The sequence below is a fragment of the Streptomyces blattellae genome, assembly GCF_009709555.1.
In the GTDB taxonomy this organism is placed as follows: domain Bacteria; phylum Actinomycetota; class Actinomycetes; order Streptomycetales; family Streptomycetaceae; genus Streptomyces; species Streptomyces blattellae.
The window spans coordinates 45559-64039 of record NZ_WJBG01000248.1 but is presented as its reverse complement, the minus strand read 5'-3'; the positions used below and the strand labels follow the sequence as shown (position 1 = coordinate 64039).

Sequence of the window (18481 nt, the reverse complement as noted above, 5' to 3'; positions counted from 1 at the left end):
CTCAGATACGTGCCACGACGCCCGTGCGTTCAGAGCCCTGCGGAGTCCAGTGCGGACTGAAGTGACTGGCGGTAACCGTCACTCGTGTACGTCGCCCCCGAGACCGTGTCGATGTCGGCGCTCTGGGTGGCGAGCGCCTGCTCCTCCAACTGCGGCAGGGCGCTCTGGTTGAGCGCCGTTTCGAACGGATCGGCCTGCGGGTAGACGATGGCGGTGACATCGGTCAGCCTGCCGCCTTCCACCGTGATGCGGACCTGGACGGGGCCCCAGATGGTCTGCGCCGAGTCGCCGGTGATGGTCCTCGTCCCCGTGGACGACCCGCCGCTCCCGCCGGAGTCGGCGGTGGGCCCGCTGCTCGGAGCGCTCGACGGAGCCGGGGCGGGAGCCGCCGATGCCTCGGGCGCCTCGTGCGGCTTCAGAGCAAGCAGCATCACCATCCCGGTCACCGTGGTGGCGCTCGCCAGGACGATGCGTCGCAGAGGGCGGTTCTTCTTCAACGGATGCACGTCAACGCCTCACAGCTCTCGTGGCTCTACAGTTCGAACGACTCGTGGTGGATGCGCCGGTCCGGCACACCGGCGGCGCGCAGCGTCCGGTACACCTCCTGCGCGAAGGCGTGCGGACCGCAGATGTACACGTCGTGGGCGACGAGGTCGGGCACGGACGCCTTCAGGTCCTGCGTGGTGATGTTCGGGCGCTGCCCGTCCGGCCCGTTCAGCGCGTACAGCACCCGCGCCCCGCGCCACCGCGCGATGGCGTCCAGCTCGCCGCCCAGCGCGAGGTCCTGGACCGTGCGGGCCCGGTAGAGCAGGGTGACCTCGCCCGGCAGCGTCTCGAACAGTGCCCGCAGCGGGGTGATGCCGACGCCTGCCGCGATCAGCAGCGACTTGTGCGCGGTGCGCCGGTCGACGGTCAGGGAGCCGTACGGTCCCTCCGCCCACACCCGGGTGCCGGGCCGCAACCGCGGCACGGCCGTGCTGTGGTCGCCCAGCGCCTTGACGGTGATGCGCATCCGGTCCGGGCGCGGCGGCGCCGACAGGGAGTACGGCGTCGACGTCCAGCACAGGCCCTTCGCCAGGAACCGCCAGCGGAAGAACTGCCCGGGCCGCGCGCCCAGTTCGTTCAGGTGCCGGCCCGTCACGACGACCGAGTACACCCCCGGCGCCTCCTTGTGCACGGACTCCACCCGCAGCCGGTGGCGCAGGTTCAGCCACACCGGGGCGAGGACGCGGAACCACAGCACCAGCGCCGCCACGCCTCCGTACAGCGCCCGCCAGACGTCTTCCCTGGGGTGGATCTCGTTGCCCAGCCTCAACTGGTGCCAGAAGGCCAGGTAGATCCCCAGATACGTGAGCAGGTGCACGTAGTACCAGAACTCGTAGCTGAGCTTGCGGCGGGCGGCCCGCGCCGAGGTGATCCCGACGGCGATCAGGATGACGGTGCCGAAGGCGGCGGAGATCATCTCCGGGTAGTCGAAGATGATGGTCCTGGCCTCCTCCAGGAGCGAGACCTGTTCCCGGGCGGCGTACCCGGCGGTGATCAGGACGGCGTGCGCGATCACCAGACAGATCGTGTAGCGGCCCGCCATCGCGTGCCAGCGCGCCACCCGGTCCGAGCCGACCCGCCGCTCCAGCACCGGGACCCGCGCCATCAGGCCGACCAGCACCGCGCAGGAGTACCCGCCCAGCAGCCCCGCGATCCGCCCGGCGCCGGTCAGCCAGCCGTCCGTGCCGGCCACGGTGTCGGTGTTCGTCCACCAGAGGGCGATCACGGCCGCCGCCCCGCCCCACAGCAGGGCCAGCACAGCGCCCGCGGGGGTCAGCCGCGAGGCCGGTTCGGCCCGCTGCTCGTACACGGTGGTCATGGATGCCGTCCTCTCTCAGGTCCGGGGCCCAACTCTGCAAGGGGAAGCTCTCAGCACGCTCTGAACCGGGACCCGCTGAGCGCACTCTCAGAGAAAATTCAGAGCCTCCCCGGACCCCCGGCCCGCTGACGAGGGGTGATCCTTGGAGGGTCACGAATCCTGGAAGGGCCATGACCACCACCAGATCCGGCCGCCCCGCCCTCACCCGCCCCGACGGCACCCCGCTGCGCGTCCTCGTCGTCGATGACGACGACGACCTCGCCGAGGTCCTCTCCGGCGCCCTGCGCTACGAGGGCTGGCAGGTCCGCACGGCCGGCGACGGCGCCTCGGCGGTCGTCGCCGCCCGGGAGTTGCTGCCCGACGCCGTCGTCCTGGACGTGATGCTCCCGGACACCGACGGCTTCGCCGTGCTGCGTTCCCTGCGCACCGTGAAGGAGGACGTCTGTGTGCTCTTCCTGACCGCGCGGGACGCCGTGGAGGACCGCATCGCGGGCATCACGGCGGGCGGCGACGACTATGTCACCAAGCCGTTCAGCCTGGAGGAGGTCGTCGCCCGGGTGCGCGGCCTGCTGCGCCGCGCGGGCATGGCCCGGCAGCTGGACGGGGGGCCGCGCATGACCGTCGGCGACCTGGTCATGGACGAGGAGGCCCGCGAGGTCACCCGCGCCGGCGAGCTGATCGACCTGTCCCCGACCGAGTTCGAGCTGCTGCGCTTCCTCATGCGCAATCCGCGGCGCGTGCTCAGCAAGACGCAGATCCTCGACCGGGTGTGGTCCTACGACTTCGGCGGCCGCGCCCATGTCGTCGAGCTGTACATTTCCTACCTGCGCAAGAAGGTCGACGCCGGCCGCAAGCCGATGATCCACACCGTGCGGGGGGCGGGATACGTGCTGAAACCGGTGGCACGATGAGGCGCATCCTGCCGCACACCCTGCGCGCGCGGTTCATCCTCGGCCTCGTGGTGCTGCTGGCGGTCGGCTGCGCCGCCGTCGGTGTGGCCGCCGTGGTCGGACTGAAAGGCTTCCTCACCAACCGCCTCGACGAGAGGCTGATCGACACCGGTGACCGGTTCGCGGTCAGCCTGGAACTCAAGGGGCTGATGCCCGACGGTTACGACGGCGACGTGTACGGCGACACCCGCCTTCAGACCGCGGGCACGTTCGGCGCCCGGCTGATGGACGGCACGGTGACCCACGCGGCGGTCGCCCGCTCCACCGGCGCTCTGAACGTCCACCTGACCGCCGGCGACAGGAAAAGGCTCGCCGCGGTCCCGGCCGACGACAAGGTCCACAGCCTCGACCTGTCCGCCCTGGACACCTACCGGGTTCTCGCCTCCCGGGGCATGGACGGCGACATCCTGATCACCGGCCTGCCCCTGGAGCCCGTCGAGGCCACCGTCCACCGCCTGGAACTGGTCGCCGGGATCGTGTCCGGTGCGGCCCTCACGGCCGCCGGCGTCGCGGGCGCCCTGTGGGTGCGCTGGTCCCTGCGACCGCTGAGCCGGGTCGCCGCGACCGCCACCCAGGTCAGCGAACTCCCGCTGGCCAGCGGCGAGGTGGCGCTGCCGCCGCGCGCCCCCGAGGCCGACCCGCGCAGCGAGGTGGGCCGGGTCGCCGCCGCCTTCAACCTGATGCTCGGGCATGTCGAGGACGCCCTCACCAAGCGCCACGCGAGCGAGGAGCGGCTGCGCAGCTTCGCCGCCGACGCCAGCCACGAACTGCGCACCCCGGTCGCCTCGGTACGCGGCCACGCCGAACTCGCCCTCCTGCATCCGGGACCGGTTCCGCCCGAGGTCACCCGGGCCCTGGAGCGCATCACCGCCGAGTCCACCCGCATGGGCGCGATGGTCGACGACCTCCTGCTGCTGGCCCGTCTGGACGCGGGCCGCCCGCTGGAGGCATCCCCCGTCGACCTGACCCGCCTGGTCCTGGACGCGGTGGCGGACGCGCGGGCCGCGGGCCCGGACCACATCTGGGGACTGGACCTCCCCGAGGAACCGGTGACGGTGACCGGCGACGAACACCGCCTGCACCAGGTGCTGGCCAACCTGCTGGCCAACGCCCGCTTGCACACACCCTCCGGCACCAAGGTGACGGTGACCCTGGCGGCCACCGGCACGACGGCGACACTCCAGGTCCACGACGACGGCCCCGGCGTCCCCGAGGACCTTCAGCCGAGCGTCTTCGAACGCTTCACCCGCGCGGACCGCCGCACCAAGAGCGCGACCGGCGGCGCGGGCCTCGGCCTGTCGATCGTGGCGGCGGTCGTGGAGGCACACGGGGGCCGCGTGACGGTGCGCAGCCGACCGGGATCGACGACGTTCACGGCCTGGCTCAGTACCTGGTGATCGCCGCGGGCCCGCTCGTCGTCCCGATCGCGATGTGCGGACCGCGGCCGGGGTCCGCCCACTGGAGGATCCGCCGCATCGCGTCCACCGGTACCGACACACAACCGGCCGTCGCTCCGCGCCCGTTGACATGCAGGAAGATTCCGGCCCCGCGGTGGCGGACGGGCTTGCGGTAGTTGAAGTCGACCACGAGCGCGTGGTCGTACTGCGTGGGGTACGAGAGAAGCTGCTCCGACTCGGAGGCCCGGCAGTCGGCCGCCAGCGGCTCGGTCCAGCGGTTGTAGGACCGCGAGTCGTTGTCCTGGCACCACCAGGAGTTCCGGTGCACCGGGCGGTACTCGTACGCCGTCCCGCGCGGCGCCGCCTTGATGCCGAAGGCGTACGGCATGCCGTACAGCCCGGTGGGAGTGGTGTTCGTGCCCTGCCGGCGCGTGGCGCCCTCGGCGAGGCCGTTCGCGCCGAAGCGGGCGGCTGCGGAACCCGCCTTCACCCAGCGGCCGTCGCTCAGGTCCCACCACGTGACCGTGCCGGTCGTGGCGCCGGTCCGGGGTGCGACGGCCGTGATCAGCTGGGTGCCGCCACCGGTGTCCGCCATCCGCGCGGGCAGCGGCTCGGCGCCCTCGGGCGCGGCACCGAGCAGGAGGAAGGACGGGACGGCGAGGGCGGCGACGACACCGGGGCGCATGCCTCAGACCGTAGACGGCGGCAGCGGCAGCCCGGGTAGGCCATCCAGGCTCGTTCCGATGTGCTCCTTCTTCTGGAAGTAGGCGCTGAGCGAGGCGTCGTCCTCGCGCGCGAAGCGCCTGCCGTGCAGGTCGCGGTCCTCGTCGTAGGTCATGAAGGGCACGGCGTATCCGCAGCTGTCCCGCACCAGGTCCGCCGTCACGACGATGATCGCGCGCAGCCCGTGCGGCGTCGGGTCGATGTCCGGGAAGTGGGCGAGGAGTTCCCCGAAGCGGGGGTCGTCGCGGAAGACCGGCTCACCGCGACCGTGTACGCGGACGATGTTCGGCGGCCCCTGGAAGGCGCACCACATGAGGGTGATCCGGCCGTTCTCGCGCAGATGGGCGACGGTCTCCGCGGTGGAGCCGGCGAAGTCGAGGTAGGCGACCGTGTGCTCGTCCAGCACCGCGAAGGAACCCTTCAGGCCCTTGGGTGAGAGGTTGACCGTGCCCTCGCCGGAGAGCGGGGCGGTCGCGGTGAAGAAGAGGGGCTGTTCCTCGATGAAGGTGCGGAGCCGGCCGTCTATGCGCTCATAGGTCTTTCCCATGTCTAACGATCATAGGCGCAGTTAGTTCGCCTGTCTAAGGAATTATGCGGTCCGGTTGTCCGGCCCGTGGCCGCCCCGGCCGGCGCTCACGCGGGGCGGCCACAGCGCCTGTCACGTCACTCGGTGAGCGTGCAGGCAGCCAGGGAGTCCAGTCCCTGGGGCTTCTCGGCGCTGCGGCCGATGGCGGTGGCGATGCGGTTGACGGTGGCGACGCGCTTGTCCTCCAGCGGGCCGAGGATGGCGTTCTGTACGAAGTTGGGGCCGCCCTGGCCCACGGTGTCGACCAGCCGCTGGTTCGCCTCGGCGATCTGGGTGTCGAGCAGGGCCAGATTGCGGTCCACCTCGGCCTGGGCGGAGGCCGGGATCGCCGGAAGCTGCGAGGCGACGTCCGGGCAGCTGATCGTGGAGGCGCCGGTGTTCCCCGCGTCGCCCGCGGCGTCGCCCGCCTCGTCCGCGGCCTCTTCGCCGGCATCCGCCTCTTCGCCGGCACCGGCCTCTTCACCGGCACCGGCCTCCGCACCGGCACCGGCCTCGGCCTCGGCGCCCGTGTCCTCGCCGGTGGTGGCCTCCTCATCCGCAGCCGCGCCGCCGCCGTCCCCGTTGAGGGTGCAGGCGGCGAACGCCTCCAGCCCCTCCGGCTTCGCCGCCGCCCGGCCGATGGCGGTCTCGATGCGGTTGAGGGCGGCGACGCGCTTGTCCTCCAGCGGGCCGAGGATGGCGTTCTGTACGAAGTTGGGGCCGCCCTGGCCCACGGTATCGACCAGTCGCTGGTTGGCTTCGTCGATCTGGGTCTGGAGCTGGGCCAGGTTGCTGTCGACCTCGGCCTGGGCGGAGGCGGGGATCGCGGGCAGCTGGGAGGTGACGTCCGGGCAGCTGATCGTGCCGGGGCCCGCCAGGGTCCGGACGCCGTCGCTGCTCTCGGACGTCTCTCCGGCGAGGGCGGACTGGGCGATGACCGCGCCGGTCAGCACGACCGCGGCGGCGCCGCCGATGAACGCGACGCGGCGCTTGTTGTACTTCGGAAGAGCCCTGGACATGAGGATGCCTCACTCGGGTCGGGAGTCGGTTCGGTGGTTTCCGAACGACTCGGTTGTTGACAAACGCGGCGCCTGCGTCCGGCGAGAGATACGGGCAAGCGATTTCCCGCGTTCAAACCCGTCCGCGATTCGTCTTCCGAGCCACCGAGATTGACGAACCATGCAGACTCCTGCATACTCATGCATGTCAGCGAATGCACTGTGAGGAGAAACCCGTGACCGAGCGCGTCGTACTCGCCTACTCAGGCGGACTGGACACCTCCGTCGCCATCGGCTGGATCGCCGAGGAGACGGGCGCCGAGGTCATCGCCGTTGCGGTCGACGTCGGCCAGGGCGGCGAGGACCTGGACGTCATCCGCAAGCGCGCCCTCGCGTGCGGTGCCGTCGAGGCCGAGGTCGCGGACGCCAAGGACGAGTTCGCCGAGGAGTACTGCCTCCCGGCGATCAAGGCCAACGCCCTCTACATGGACCGCTACCCGCTGGTCTCCGCCCTCTCCCGGCCGACGATCGTCAAGCACCTCGTCGCCGCCGCCCAGAAGCACGGAGCCACCACCGTCGCCCACGGCTGCACCGGCAAGGGCAACGACCAGGTCCGCTTCGAGGCCGGCATCGTCGCCCTCGCGCCCGACCTCAAGTGCATCGCCCCGGTCCGCGACTACGCGATGACCCGCGACAAGGCCATCGCGTTCTGCGAGGAGAAGAACCTCCCGATCGCGACCACCAAGAAGTCCCCGTACTCCATCGACCAGAACGTCTTCGGCCGTGCCGTCGAGACCGGCTTCCTTGAGGACATCTGGAACGCCCCGATCGAGGACATCTACGAGTACACCCAGAACCCGGCCACCCCGCGCGACGCCGACGAGGTGATCATCTCCTTCAAGGCGGGCGTCCCGGTCGCCATCGACGGCAAGCCCGTCACCGTCCTGCAGGCGATCCAGCAGCTCAACGAGCGCGCCGGCGCCCAGGGCATCGGCCGGATCGACATGGTCGAGGACCGCCTCGTCGGCATCAAGTCCCGCGAGGTGTACGAGGCCCCGGGCGCGATCGCCCTGATCACCGCCCACCAGGAGCTGGAGAACGTCACCGTCGAGCGCGAACTCGCCCGCTACAAGCGGCAGGTCGAGCAGCGCTGGGGCGAACTGGTCTACGACGGCCAGTGGTTCTCCCCGCTCAAGCGCGCCCTGGAAGGCTTCATCGACGAGGCCAGCCAGCACGTCAACGGCGACATCCGGATGACGCTGCACGGCGGCCGCGCGGTCGTCACCGGCCGGCGCTCCGAGACCTCGCTGTACGACTTCAACCTCGCCACGTACGACACCGGCGACACCTTCGACCAGGCCGCGGCCAAGGGCTTCATCGACATCTACAGCCTGTCGTCGAAGATCGCGGCCAAGCGCGACCTGGCGTAACCGCCGCAGGACACCTCACCTGAACTAGCCTGACAACCGCCTCCTCACTCACGTCGTGGGGAGGCGGTGGCACATCCAGACCTCCCTAGGAGCAACGCAGTGAGCAGCAACAGCGGTGACGTACGCCTCTGGGGCGGCCGTTTCGCCGACGGTCCCGCCGAGGCCCTGGCGAAGCTGTCCGCGTCCGTCCACTTCGACTGGCGGCTCGCGCCCTACGACATCGCCGGTTCGCGCGCCCACGCGCGCGTGCTGAACAAGGCGGGTCTGCTCACCGAGGAGGAGTTGACGCAGATGCTGGCCGGGCTCGACCAGCTGGAGGCGGACGTGGCGGACGGTTCGTTCGTCGGCACGATCGCCGACGAGGACGTCCACACGGCCCTGGAGCGCGGCCTGCTGGAGCGCCTCGGCCCCGACCTCGGCGGCAAGCTGCGCGCGGGCCGGTCGAGGAACGACCAGGTCGCGACCCTCTTCCGCATGTACCTGCGCGACCACGCCCGTATCATCGGCGGCCTGATCGCCGACCTCCAGGACGCGCTGATCGGCCTCGCCGAGGCCCACCCGGACGCGGCGATGCCCGGCCGCACCCACCTCCAGCACGCCCAGCCGGTGCTCTTCGCCCACCATGTCCTCGCCCATGTGCAGTCCCTGTCCCGGGACGCGGAGCGCCTGCGCCAGTGGGACGAGCGCACGGCCGTCTCCCCGTACGGCTCGGGTGCCCTGGCGGGCTCGTCGCTGGGCCTGGACCCGGAGGCGGTGGCGAAGGACCTCGGCTTCGAGCACGGGTCGGTCGCCAACTCGATCGACGGCACGGCCTCCCGTGACTTCGTCGCCGAGTTCGCCTTCATCACCGCGATGATCGGCGTCAACCTCTCCCGGATCGCCGAGGAGGTCATCATCTGGAACACGAAGGAGTTCTCCTTCGTGACCCTGCACGACGCGTTCTCCACGGGCTCGTCGATCATGCCGCAGAAGAAGAACCCGGACATCGCGGAGCTGGCGCGCGGCAAGTCCGGCCGCCTGATCGGCAACCTGACGGGCCTGCTGGCGACGCTGAAGGCCCTGCCGCTGGCGTACAACCGCGACCTCCAGGAGGACAAGGAGCCGGTCTTCGACTCCTGCGACCAGCTGGAGGTCCTGCTCCCCGCCTTCACCGGCATGATGGCCACCCTCACCGTCCACCGCGAGCGCATGGCGGAACTGGCCCCGGCCGGCTTCTCCCTCGCCACCGACATCGCCGAGTGGCTGGTCAAGCAGGGCGTCCCCTTCCGCGTCGCCCACGAGGTCGCCGGCGAGTGCGTCAAGGCCGCCGAGGCCGAGGGCAAGGAACTGAACGACCTGACGGACGAGCAGTTCGCGAAGATCAGCGCCCAGTTGACCCCCGAGGTCCGCTCAGTCTTGAACGTGCCGGGCGCACTGGCCTCGCGCAGCGGTCGGGGAGGCACGGCGCCAAGTGCGGTGGCCGTACAACTGGACGAGGTCAAGGCGAACGTGGCGGCGCAGCACAGGTGGGCAGAAGCGAAGCACCCTTAGGAGCGCGGGAGGCGCCCGCGCTTCACCGCAGGTCATCTCGGGTTACGTTGGTCGCAAGCCGTACCGGAGCCGACCAACGGAGCCCGCGATGCCCTTCGCCCGACTGGCCTCAGCCACGACCGCCACCTGCCACATCGGCCTCGGCCTCGCCGCCGTCGGGCGCCCCGGCTACATCAACCTCGGCCGGGACCGGGACCTCGGAGACAACCGCAGCGTCGACACGCTGCGCGCCCGTACCGACGAACTCCTGGACGCCGCCTACGCCCAAGGCGTCCGCTACTTCGACGCGGCCCGCTCCTACGGCCGTTCCGAGGAGTTCCTCGCCGACTGGCTGAACGCCCACCCCGACGTCGACGACGTGGTCATCGGCAGCAAATGGGGCTACACCTACACGGCGGGCTGGTCCACCGACGCCGAGCAGCACGAGGTGAAGGACCACAGCGCCGCGACATACGAGCGCCAGCGCGCCGAGACCGGCGCCCTGCTCGGTGACCGGCTCGACCTCTACCAGATCCACTCGCTGACCCCGGACAGCCCGGCTCTCACCGACAAGGAACTCCACGCGAGGCTCGCCGAGGCCGCCGCCCAGGGCCTGACCATCGGCTTCTCCACCAGCGGACCCGCCCAGGCCGACACCATCCGTGCCGCCCTCGCCGTGACGGTCGACGGCGAGCCCCTCTTCCGTACCGTCCAGTCCACCTACAACGCGCTGGAGACCTCGGCCGGTCCCGCGCTCGCCGAGGCCCACGACGCCGGACTCACGGTCATCGTCAAGGAAGCCATGGCCAACGGGCGGCTCGCCGATCCCTACGCGCCGGACGCGCTGAAGGCCGTAGCCGAAGAAACGTCTCTGGGATGCGATGCCGTCGCCCTCGCGCTGATCCTGCGGCAGCCGTGGGCCGGTGTCGTCCTGTCCGGTGCCGCGACCGTCGTCCAACTGGCCTCCAACCTGCACGCCGCGGTCGTCGACCTCGACGAGGCCCAGCTGTCCCGGCTGGCGGCGCTGGTGGAGGACCCGCCCGCGTACTGGGAACGGCGCGGGCAGTTGCCCTGGCACTGAGAAGCCACGCGAGGGACAGGGAACCACGAGGGACAAGGGACCACGAAAGACAAGGAACCACGAGGGACAAGGTCCGTGAGACGCACGCGCACCGAATGAGACAAATATGTCTCACATGGAGTATGGTCGTCTCATGGCTGTCGACCGTGACCATGTGCTGCGCAGCGCAGCCGCCCTGCTCACCCGCAAATCCACCGCGACCATGGACGAGGTCGCCAAGGCCGCCGGGATCAGCCGGGCCACGCTGCACCGCCAGTTCGCCGGGCGTGACGCGCTCGTGCGGGCCCTCGAATCGCTGGGCATCGCGGAGTGCGAGGCCGCGCTGGACGGGGCCCGTCTGGACGAGGGCAGCGCAAGCGACGCCGTGAGACGGCTCGTCCGCGAGATCGAACCGGCCGCCGCACTGCTGGCCTTCCTCTACACCGAGAACCAGCTGTTCGAGGGCGGGCAGCAGAACGAGGGCTGGACCCGGATCGACGACCGCGTCGCGGCCCTGTTCCGGCGCGGTCAGGCGGCCGGCGAGTTCCGTATCGACCTCACGCCGGCCTGGCTCACCGAGGCGCTCTACGGCCTGCTGGCCTCCGGCGCCTGGGCGGTGTCCGAAGGCCGCGTGGCCTCCAAGGACTTCAACTTCATGATCGTCGAGCTGTTGCTCGGCGGCGCGGTACGGAGAGAGGAACCATGACCAGCACCCTGCAGTCGGCGAGCCCCACCGAGGCGGTGAAGCGCCCCGGACGCTGGCTGGCGCTGGCCGTCCTCGTGCTCGCCGTGCTGCTGGTGGCCGTCGACGCGACCGTCCTCGGCCTTGCGACCCCCTACATCAGCGAGGACCTGAGTCCCACGGGCACCCAGCTCCTCTGGATCGGTGACGTCTACTCGTTCGTGATCGCCGGTCTGCTCGTCTCCATGGGCAGCCTGGGCGACCGCATCGGCCGGAAGCGGATCCTGCTCGTCGGCGCCACGGCGTTCGGCGCGATATCCGTGCTCAACGCCTACGCGACGACCCCGGAGCTGATGATCGCGGCCCGGGCGCTGCTCGGTGTCGCGGGCGCGACGCTGATGCCGGCCACGCTCGCCCTGATCCGCAACCTCTTCCACGACCCGCGCGAACGCAGCCTCGCGGTCGGCATCTGGGGCGCGACCGCCTCCGCCGGTACGGCCGTCGGGCCGATCACCGGCGGCTTCCTGCTCGAACACTTCTGGTGGGGCTCGGTCTTCCTGATCAACCTGCCCTTGATGGTGGTCCTCGTCCTCGTCGGCATCAGGACGCTGCCGGAGTCACGCAATCCGAACCCGGGCCCGTGGGACCTGCCCAGCGTCGTGCTGTCACTCGTCGGCATGGTCGCGACCGTCTACGCCGTGAAGGAGGCCGCGAGCCATGGCTTCACCTGGCAGACAGCCGCCGCGGGCGTGCTGGGCCCGGCGTCGCTGTACGGCTTTGTGAGACGCCAACTCGTCCTGCCCAAGCCCCTGTTGGACATGAGGCTGTTCGGTAACCGGGGCTTCGGCGGGGCCGTCCTGGCCGACCTGCTGACCGTCTTCGGCCTGTCCGGCCTGGTGTTCTTCCTCTCGCAGTATCTGCAACTCGTCCAGGGCCGAGGCCCGTTGGAGGCGGGGCTGGCCGAACTGCCCGCCGCCATCGGCGCGGTGGCGGCCGGCCTGATCGCCGGTCGCGCGGCCCGGCGCTTCTCCGTACGCGCCGTCGTCTCCGGCGGCCTCGCGGCGGTCGGCCTCGCCCTGGCCGCCCTGACGGTCATCGACCAGTCCACCGGCTACCCCCTGCTCGGCGCCGCCCTGCTCGTCGTGGGCATCGGCGCGGGCTTCTCCTTCACCGTCACCGCGGACGTCATCCTCTCCAGCGTGCCGAAGGAGGAGGCGGGCGCGGCATCGGCGGTGTCCGAGACGGCGTACGAACTGGGTGCGGCCCTCGGCATCGCACTCCTCGGCTCGATCGTGACGGGCGTCTACCGCGGCTTCGCGGGTCCGGCGGAAACTCCGGGCGCGGCACACGAGTCGCTGGGCGGTGCGGTGGAGGCGGCGGCGGGGATGCCGGCGCAGACGTCGGGGGCGATGCTGGACGCGGCGCGGAGCGCCTTCGTGGACGGACTCGCCCTGGCGGCAGGAGCAGGCGCGGCAGTCCTGCTGGCGGCGGCAGCGGCGGCGTGGTTCATGCTGCGAACCCAACGGCTGGACAGCAGGCCTTGAGGTGCGCGGGGCTGGTCGCGCCCACAGGCCCGCGGACGGCTACGCGGCCTTCGCCTTCGTGGCGTACACGTCCACGTACTCCTGCCCCGACAACCGCATGACCTCTGCCATCACGGAGTCGGTCACGGCCCGCAGCACATACCGGTCGCGGTCCATCCCCTCGTACCGCGAGAACTCCATCGCCGCACCGAAACGAACGGTCACGCGGCCGGGCCGCGGAATCCCCGCACCCCCCGGCTGCAACTTGTCCGTGCCGATCATCGCGAACGGCACGACCGGCGCCCCCGTCATCAGCGTCAGCCGCGCGATCCCCGTCCGACCCCGGTACAGCCGACCGTCGGGCGAGCGCGTGCCCTCCGGGTAGATGCCGAAGACCTTTTCTTCCTCCAGGATCCGGCGCCCCGTCATCAGCGCGGCCACACCCCCGCTCGCACCGTCCCGGTCCACGGGGATCATGCCGACGCCGGTGAAGAACCAGGCCATCAGGCGGCCCTTGAAGCCCTTGCCGGTGACGTACTCGTCCTTGCCGATGAAGAAGACCTGACGGTCGCAGACCAGCGGCAGCACGATCGAGTCGATGAACGTGAGGTGGTTGCCGGCCAGGATGACCGGACCGTCGCCGGGGATGTGCTCCGCACCCTCCACCCGGGGGCGGAACATCAGGCGCATGATCGGGCCGAGCACTGCCTTGATGAGCGCGAAGCGGGACAACGGGCCCTCCGGTGTCAACGGGTTCGGTATAAGTCTGTGCAGGTGAGGACGATACTCGCGGCTCGGGGGGTAGTGCACATCGGGATTCGCGGGTTCACCGAGGTATTACGCACTGTTGACCCAGGTTTACCTGCGGTGGCGTCCCGATGCGCGCCGGTAATCCACCCGGAACGATGTGACGGAAGTCGCGCACGATGGGGCGACCGGTCCTCAACCGTGTCAACCGGTCGCCTACCCGGAGCCATGCACTCGATGCCGACGAACCATCAGAAGCCTGACCCCATACGACGTCAGGCGTCACCCCCGTGTTCCGACGCCGGTCTCCTGCTCGTCATGCGCACGCCCCTACGATCGGCCCGCATCAACGGGCCGATCGAGGGAGGGCGCTCATGGGGGCGCAGGAGTCGAACGAGCAGGCGCGCGGGACCGGACGACGGGCGGTGCTCGGCGCGGCGGTGCTGGGCACGGGCGGAGCGGTGCTCGGGCTGCCCGGCACGGCGAGAGCCGGCACACGGCACGGGGGCGGCGGAGTGAAGAGCCTGCCGGTACCGACGATCATCGGCCACCGGGGCGCCAGCGGCTACCGGCCGGAGCACACCTTCGGCTCGTACGAACTGGCCCTCGACATGGGCGCCCACGTCGTCGAGGCCGGCGACCTGGTGCCCACCAGGGACGGGCACATCGTCTGCCGCCACGAGCCGGAGATAGGCGGCACCACCGACGTCGCCGACCACCCCGAGTTCGCGGGCCGCAAGACCACCAAGGTCCTGGACGGCGTCTCCGTAACCGGCTGGTTCACCGAGGACTTCACACTCGCCGAGCTGAAGACGCTGCGCGCGATCGAGCGCATCCCGGACAACCGTCCGCACAACAAGCTCTACGACGGCCGCTGGGAGATCCCCACCTTCGAAGAGGTGCTCCAGTGGCAGGACGAGCAGACCCGCAAGCGCGGCAAGCAGGTCTGGATCTACCCCGAGACCAAGCATCCCACCTACTTCCGCAAGCTGGGCCTCGGCCTGGAGGAGCGGGTCGCCGACATGCTGCGCACGTACGGCAAGGACCGGAAGAACTCGCCGGTCATCCTGCAGTCCTTCGAGCCGAGCAGCATCCAGCGCCTGAACAAGCTCGTCGGCAACCCCCTCGCCGTGCTGCTGTCCGGCCCCACCACCCGTCCCTGGGACTTCGTCGAGGCCGGTGACCCGCGCACGGTCGCCGACCTCGTCAAGCCCGAGGGCCTGAAGTGGATCGCCTCCTACGCGAACGGCATCGGCCCCACCCTCGACCTGATCATTCCGAGGGACGCGAGCGGCAACCTCACCCGGCCGACCACGCTGGTCGAGGACGCCCACGCGGCGGGCCTGATCCTGCACCCGTGGACGCTGCGCAACGAGAACCCCTTCCTGCCGGCGAACTTCCGCAAGGGCACCGGCGCCGACGCGTACGGTGACGTCTTCGGCGCCTACCAGGCCTACTTCGCCACCGGTATCGACGGCGTCTTCACCGACCAGCCGGACACCGGTCTGCTGGCCCGCGAGGACTTCGTCAACGGCTGAGCCTTCCGGCCCCGATCGAAGTGACATCCGGCCGCCCGGGCAACCTGCCGCTCGGGCGGCCGCGTCGTGTCGCATATGACGTACGACCTGGTGACCGCACTTCGGCCGCTGCTCATCGCCGAGGCCTCGGCCGAGGCACATGCCTCCGGAACCGAGCCCGGCGACCTGGAGCAGGCGGTCTGGCTCCGTCTGCTGGAGCGCCTGGACGCGGAGGGCCCGCCGAGCGATCCCCAGCGCTGGCTCCGCCAGGCCGTCCGCTCCGAGGTCCGCCGCACCCGCCGTACGACCCGACACGAACGGCCGTACGACACCGAACCCGCCGACATCGGCGACCACGGCCCGGAACACCTCGCGCTCACCGCCGCCCGGCACCGCGCCCTGCGCGACGCGGTGCGCCGCCTCCCCGGCCGCTGCCCCCGCCTTCTCGAAGCCCTCCTCTCCCCGAATGACCTCACATACCGGGAAATCGCGGGGGAGTTGGGTATCTCACAGGGCAGTCTTGGCCCGGAACGCTCCAGATGTCTGGGATGTCTGCGTCGATTGCTCACGCCGGAGGTTGCGGCCCGCGAAGCACGGGGATAGGAACGAGGAACAACAGGCGACAGGTGAGCGGGAGGCGTGCACACATGGGCATGAGCGTGACCATCTCCGTGGCGGCCGAGCAGGATACCGAGCAGATCTTCCGGCTGCAGTACCTCTGCTTCCAGAGCGAGGCGGCGCTGTACGGCAACTACCGCATCGACCCGCTCGTCCAGACGCTGGACTCGGTGCGCGAGGAGGTCGCCAAGGACTGCGTCTTCGTCGCCCGCCTCGGCGACGAGGTGGTCGGCTCGGTCCGCGGCGCGCTCACCGACGACGGCGCCGCCGCCATCGGCAAGCTCTGCGTCCACCCCCGCCTCCAGGGCCACGGCATCGGCGCGAGGCTCCTGCGCGCCGCCGAATCCGCCCTCGCCGAGCAGCACGGCGCCAAGCGCTTCCGCCTCCACACCGGCCACCGCAGCGAGGGCAACCTGCGTTTGTACCGCAAGGTGGGCTACCAGACGGTGGGCACGTCGAAGGGCGAGGACGGGGTACCGATGATCGTCCTGGAGAAGCCGGCCGGCACATACGCGGCGACGGCCTGAGGTCCGGCCCAGGGCGCGCTCAGCCGGGCCGCTCGCTCGGCGACTTCCGCAGCCAGTACATGGCGGTCATGGGCAACAGCACGGGGATGAAGAGGTACCCCATGCCGTAGTCCGACCACACGGTCGCATCGGGAAACGCTGACGGCTCGACCAAGGTCCACGTGCCGACCGTCAGCACACCCAGCAACTCCGCGGCGCAGCATCCCAGCGCCACCTTGCGGGCCGTTTCCCCACCCCGCACCAGCGAGTACGTGATGAAGCCGTACACGAGACCCGCCACCGCGGACAGCGAGTAGGCGAGCGGCGCGTGGTCGAACTCCGTGGAGATCTGGACGACCGAGCGCGACACGGCACCGACGACCATCACGCCGTACAGCCAGACCAGCAGCATCCCGGGTCCGCTGATCAGCCGGGTCCGCTTCTCCTCCACGGCTGCCGCCACCTCAGCCTCCCCAGATGTCATAGAGCCGCACCTCAAGAACTGCCAGCACCACGCCACCGGCCGCCACCGTCACGGAGCCCCAGCGCGTCCGCTCCGCCAGCGACATGAACCCCGCCGCCGGAATGCACGCGAGCGTCCCGATCAGGTACGCGACGAAGATCGTCGTCCCCTGCTCCGGCTCCTCGCCCCGCGCCAACTGCACGATCCCGATCACCAGCTGGACGAGGGCCAGCACGGACACCACGGCCATCCCGATGAAGTGCCAGTCCTTGGTCGGCTGATCTCGGTACGCCGCCCACCCGCACCACGCGGCCAGCAGCAACGCGGCGACACCGGTCGTCAGCGTCAGGGCATCAAACATGCGGTGAGCCTAATACGGCCCAAAAGGCCTGGTGCCGCCGCCCCCGGAGCGCCCCGTAGGGTCGAGGGCATGAAGATCCGCGCACAAGCCCTGCTGTTCGACAACGACGGCACCCTCCTCTCCTCCCTCGACTCCGTGGACCGCTGCTGGGCGCGATGGGCCGAGGAGTACGGCATCACGGAGGAGTTCGGCGGGGTCGAGCTGCACGGACGCCCGGCCGTCGAGATAGTCGCGGAGCTGCTGCCTGCCGACGTCGTGCCGGAGGCCGTCGCGCGGATCGAGGAACTGGAGGTGGAGGACGTGCCCGGCGGGGGCGCGCACCTGCTGCCCGGTACGAAGTCGTTCCTCGACTCCCTGCCGGCCGATCGCTGGGCCGTCGTCACCTCGGCCACCCGGCGGCTCGCCGAGGCCAGGCTCGACGCCGTCGGCATCCTGCCCAAGACGCTCATCTCCGCCGACGACATCACACGCGGCAAACCCGACCCCGAGCCCTACCTCCTCGCCGCCCGCGAGCTGGGAGTCGACCCGGCCCACTGCGTCGTCTTCGAGGACGCCCCGGCCGGCCTCCAGGCGGGCCGCGCCGCCGGGATGACCACCGTGGCCCTGACCACGACCCACCAGGCCCACGAACTGGACGCCGACCTGGTGGTCACCGACCTCTCAGCCCTGTCCGCGCTGGTCACCGCCGGAGGAGTGGAGATCTCCGTCCGCCGTGTGGACGGCGGTGCCCGGTAAGGACGGTGGCTCTGATTTCAGGCACTGGGGAGCGCTCGCGCTCGACCCGCAGACCACCCGCTCGATCCTCCGGTTGGTGTGGGCCCCGTGGTGCGGTTCGGTGCTTTCATGCTGCATGCTGGGCAGTTCAGCAGGCCCTGCAGGTTCCCGAAGGTTACGGAGCGGCGCATGACGAGCACCTTCCCCGACATCTCCATCAGCACGGAGCGGTTGGTGCTGCGCCCCTTCGAGGCGCTGGACATCGACTCCCTGGCCGAGATGATGAACGACGAGATGGTCACCGCCTGGACCTCGGTCCCGCACCCCTACACCCAGGCCCACGCACGCACCTGGGTCACCGAACAGGCCCCCGCCGAGCGGGCCGACGGCCGCGGGATCGTCTTCGCGGTCACCGAGTTCCTCACCCAGCGTCTCGTCGGCATCGTGCACCTGCAGAACACCGACTGGCGGGTGCGCGCCAGCGAGATCGCGTATGTCATCGCCCCCTGGGCCCGCGGCGAGGGCTATGCCTCCGAGGCGGCCCTCGCCACCGCCCAGTGGCTGTTCCACGACCAGAAGTTCGAGCGGCTGGAACTGCGCACCGCCGCCGGCAACACCGCCTCCCAGCAGGTCGCCCAGAAGATCGGGTGCATCAGCGAGGGCGTCCTGCGCAACGCATGGATAGCCCGCAGCAGAACCGAGACCGGCGACTGGGCCGACGTACGCACCGATGTGATCGTGTGGAGCCTGCTGCCGGAGGACCTCGCGGGCGTCGGCGACGGCGGATTCACCGCGTTCGCGGACTGGAACTGAACCCGCCGGCGACCACCGCCCTCGCGGGTCTCCCGACGCCA

General features: G+C 70.6%; 20 protein-coding genes. 12 read left to right on the top strand and 8 right to left on the bottom strand.

Translation table 11 applies throughout. The features are described 5' to 3' along the window. Positions 1–29: 29 nt before the first annotated feature. Complete coding sequence (locus GFH49_RS37125) at positions 30–506, bottom strand: FMN-binding protein (RefSeq protein WP_155060461.1); 477 nt, start codon at positions 504–506, stop codon at positions 30–32. 26 nt (positions 507–532) lie between these two features. Then, positions 533–1864 (bottom strand): ferredoxin reductase family protein, encoded by a 1332-nt coding sequence (locus GFH49_RS37120; protein ID WP_155060460.1) that lies wholly within the window; start codon positions 1862–1864, stop codon positions 533–535. Between the two features lie 170 nt (positions 1865–2034). On the opposite strand from GFH49_RS37120, the gene GFH49_RS37115 reads away from it, so the two are divergent. Both GFH49_RS37115 and GFH49_RS37110 read left to right on the top strand, forming a co-directional pair. Beyond that, positions 2035–2775: a response regulator transcription factor gene (locus GFH49_RS37115; RefSeq protein WP_155060459.1), complete on the top strand. Its 741-nt coding sequence runs from the start codon at positions 2035–2037 to the stop codon at positions 2773–2775. Further along, positions 2772–4211, top strand: coding sequence for a sensor histidine kinase (locus GFH49_RS37110; RefSeq protein ID WP_155060458.1), 1440 nt, complete (start codon positions 2772–2774; stop codon positions 4209–4211). Before GFH49_RS37115 ends, GFH49_RS37110 begins: the two co-directional genes overlap by 4 nt. On the opposite strand, the gene GFH49_RS37105 is transcribed toward GFH49_RS37110, so the two are convergent. The 3 genes from GFH49_RS37105 to GFH49_RS37095 all read right to left on the bottom strand — a co-directional run bounded on the left by GFH49_RS37105 (position 4198) and on the right by GFH49_RS37095 (position 6518). Continuing rightward, positions 4198–4896 carry a L,D-transpeptidase family protein gene (locus GFH49_RS37105; RefSeq protein ID WP_155060457.1) on the bottom strand — a complete coding sequence of 233 codons (699 nt, stop codon included), beginning with the start codon at positions 4894–4896 and terminating at the stop codon, positions 4198–4200. The genes GFH49_RS37110 and GFH49_RS37105 overlap by 14 nt on opposite strands. A gap of 3 nt (positions 4897–4899) precedes the next feature. After that, entirely contained in the window at positions 4900–5481 is a 582-nt protein-coding gene (locus GFH49_RS37100) for a pyridoxamine 5'-phosphate oxidase family protein (protein WP_155060456.1), read from the bottom strand. A 116-nt stretch (positions 5482–5597) separates the two neighbouring features. Further along, entirely contained in the window at positions 5598–6518 is a 921-nt protein-coding gene (locus tag GFH49_RS37095; RefSeq protein WP_155060455.1) for a hypothetical protein, read from the bottom strand. 215 nt (positions 6519–6733) lie between these two features. Between GFH49_RS37095 and GFH49_RS37090 the strand changes: the two genes are divergently transcribed. The 5 genes from GFH49_RS37090 to GFH49_RS37070 all read left to right on the top strand — a co-directional run bounded on the left by GFH49_RS37090 (position 6734) and on the right by GFH49_RS37070 (position 12722). Beyond that, entirely contained in the window at positions 6734–7927 is a 1194-nt protein-coding gene (locus tag GFH49_RS37090) for an argininosuccinate synthase (protein WP_155060454.1), read from the top strand. A 99-nt stretch (positions 7928–8026) separates the two neighbouring features. Next, a complete protein-coding gene (gene argH / locus GFH49_RS37085) occupies positions 8027–9457 on the top strand; it encodes an argininosuccinate lyase (protein WP_155060453.1) in 1431 nt (476 codons plus the stop codon). 88 nt (positions 9458–9545) lie between these two features. After that, entirely contained in the window at positions 9546–10517 is a 972-nt protein-coding gene (locus GFH49_RS37080; RefSeq protein WP_155060452.1) for an aldo/keto reductase, read from the top strand. A 133-nt stretch (positions 10518–10650) separates the two neighbouring features. After that, a complete protein-coding gene (locus GFH49_RS37075; RefSeq protein WP_230396710.1) occupies positions 10651–11202 on the top strand; it encodes a TetR/AcrR family transcriptional regulator in 552 nt (183 codons plus the stop codon). Further along, entirely contained in the window at positions 11199–12722 is a 1524-nt protein-coding gene (locus GFH49_RS37070) for an MFS transporter (protein ID WP_155060450.1), read from the top strand. The genes GFH49_RS37075 and GFH49_RS37070 overlap by 4 nt, the downstream gene beginning before the upstream one ends. Positions 12723–12761: 39 nt before the next feature. On the opposite strand, the gene GFH49_RS37065 is transcribed toward GFH49_RS37070, so the two are convergent. Then, on the bottom strand, positions 12762–13433 hold the full coding sequence (locus GFH49_RS37065) for a lysophospholipid acyltransferase family protein (protein ID WP_155060482.1): 672 nt from the start codon (positions 13431–13433) through the stop codon (positions 12762–12764). Positions 13434–13822: 389 nt separating this feature from the next. On the opposite strand from GFH49_RS37065, the gene GFH49_RS37060 reads away from it, so the two are divergent. The 3 genes from GFH49_RS37060 (at position 13823) to GFH49_RS37050 (ending at position 16110) form a co-directional block, all read left to right on the top strand. Beyond that, the gene (locus GFH49_RS37060) at positions 13823–14986 is read left to right on the top strand and encodes a glycerophosphodiester phosphodiesterase (RefSeq protein ID WP_155060449.1); all 1164 of its coding nucleotides are present in this window, start codon (positions 13823–13825) and stop codon (positions 14984–14986) included. Positions 14987–15061: 75 nt separating this feature from the next. Then, a complete protein-coding gene (locus GFH49_RS37055; RefSeq protein ID WP_155060448.1) occupies positions 15062–15568 on the top strand; it encodes an RNA polymerase sigma factor in 507 nt (168 codons plus the stop codon). Positions 15569–15612: 44 nt separating this feature from the next. Beyond that, a complete protein-coding gene (locus GFH49_RS37050; RefSeq protein WP_155060447.1) occupies positions 15613–16110 on the top strand; it encodes a GNAT family N-acetyltransferase in 498 nt (165 codons plus the stop codon). 19 nt (positions 16111–16129) lie between these two features. On the opposite strand, the gene GFH49_RS37045 is transcribed toward GFH49_RS37050, so the two are convergent. After that, complete coding sequence (locus GFH49_RS37045; RefSeq protein WP_155060446.1) at positions 16130–16573, bottom strand: hypothetical protein; 444 nt, start codon at positions 16571–16573, stop codon at positions 16130–16132. Next, a complete protein-coding gene (locus GFH49_RS37040; protein ID WP_155060445.1) occupies positions 16554–16913 on the bottom strand; it encodes a hypothetical protein in 360 nt (119 codons plus the stop codon). The genes GFH49_RS37045 and GFH49_RS37040 overlap by 20 nt, the downstream gene beginning before the upstream one ends. Positions 16914–16982: 69 nt before the next feature. On the opposite strand from GFH49_RS37040, the gene GFH49_RS37035 reads away from it, so the two are divergent. Both GFH49_RS37035 and GFH49_RS37030 read left to right on the top strand, forming a co-directional pair. Then, positions 16983–17648: an HAD family hydrolase gene (locus GFH49_RS37035; RefSeq protein ID WP_155060444.1), complete on the top strand. Its 666-nt coding sequence runs from the start codon at positions 16983–16985 to the stop codon at positions 17646–17648. Between the two features lie 168 nt (positions 17649–17816). After that, entirely contained in the window at positions 17817–18440 is a 624-nt protein-coding gene (locus GFH49_RS37030) for a GNAT family N-acetyltransferase (protein WP_155060443.1), read from the top strand. The last annotated feature ends 41 nt before the right edge of the window (positions 18441–18481 follow it).

What these genes read in the sequence shown, in the direction of transcription:
- GFH49_RS37120 (WP_155060460.1), bottom strand. Translation starts at nt 1,864, where the DNA reads ATGACCACCGTGTACGAGCAGCGGGCCGAACCGGCCTCGCGGCTGACC.
- GFH49_RS37115 (WP_155060459.1), top strand. Translation starts at nt 2,035, where the DNA reads ATGACCACCACCAGATCCGGCCGCCCCGCCCTCACCCGCCCCGACGGC.
- GFH49_RS37110 (WP_155060458.1), top strand. Translation starts at nt 2,772, where the DNA reads ATGAGGCGCATCCTGCCGCACACCCTGCGCGCGCGGTTCATCCTCGGC.
- GFH49_RS37105 (WP_155060457.1), bottom strand. Translation starts at nt 4,896, where the DNA reads ATGCGCCCCGGTGTCGTCGCCGCCCTCGCCGTCCCGTCCTTCCTCCTG.
- GFH49_RS37100 (WP_155060456.1), bottom strand. Translation starts at nt 5,481, where the DNA reads ATGGGAAAGACCTATGAGCGCATAGACGGCCGGCTCCGCACCTTCATC.
- GFH49_RS37095 (WP_155060455.1), bottom strand. Translation starts at nt 6,518, where the DNA reads ATGTCCAGGGCTCTTCCGAAGTACAACAAGCGCCGCGTCGCGTTCATC.
- GFH49_RS37080 (WP_155060452.1), top strand. Translation starts at nt 9,546, where the DNA reads ATGCCCTTCGCCCGACTGGCCTCAGCCACGACCGCCACCTGCCACATC.
- GFH49_RS37075 (WP_230396710.1), top strand. Translation starts at nt 10,651, where the DNA reads ATGGCTGTCGACCGTGACCATGTGCTGCGCAGCGCAGCCGCCCTGCTC.
- GFH49_RS37070 (WP_155060450.1), top strand. Translation starts at nt 11,199, where the DNA reads ATGACCAGCACCCTGCAGTCGGCGAGCCCCACCGAGGCGGTGAAGCGC.
- GFH49_RS37060 (WP_155060449.1), top strand. Translation starts at nt 13,823, where the DNA reads ATGGGGGCGCAGGAGTCGAACGAGCAGGCGCGCGGGACCGGACGACGG.
- GFH49_RS37055 (WP_155060448.1), top strand. Translation starts at nt 15,062, where the DNA reads ATGACGTACGACCTGGTGACCGCACTTCGGCCGCTGCTCATCGCCGAG.
- GFH49_RS37050 (WP_155060447.1), top strand. Translation starts at nt 15,613, where the DNA reads ATGGGCATGAGCGTGACCATCTCCGTGGCGGCCGAGCAGGATACCGAG.
- GFH49_RS37045 (WP_155060446.1), bottom strand. Translation starts at nt 16,573, where the DNA reads ATGACATCTGGGGAGGCTGAGGTGGCGGCAGCCGTGGAGGAGAAGCGG.
- GFH49_RS37040 (WP_155060445.1), bottom strand. Translation starts at nt 16,913, where the DNA reads ATGTTTGATGCCCTGACGCTGACGACCGGTGTCGCCGCGTTGCTGCTG.
- GFH49_RS37035 (WP_155060444.1), top strand. Translation starts at nt 16,983, where the DNA reads ATGAAGATCCGCGCACAAGCCCTGCTGTTCGACAACGACGGCACCCTC.
- GFH49_RS37030 (WP_155060443.1), top strand. Translation starts at nt 17,817, where the DNA reads ATGACGAGCACCTTCCCCGACATCTCCATCAGCACGGAGCGGTTGGTG.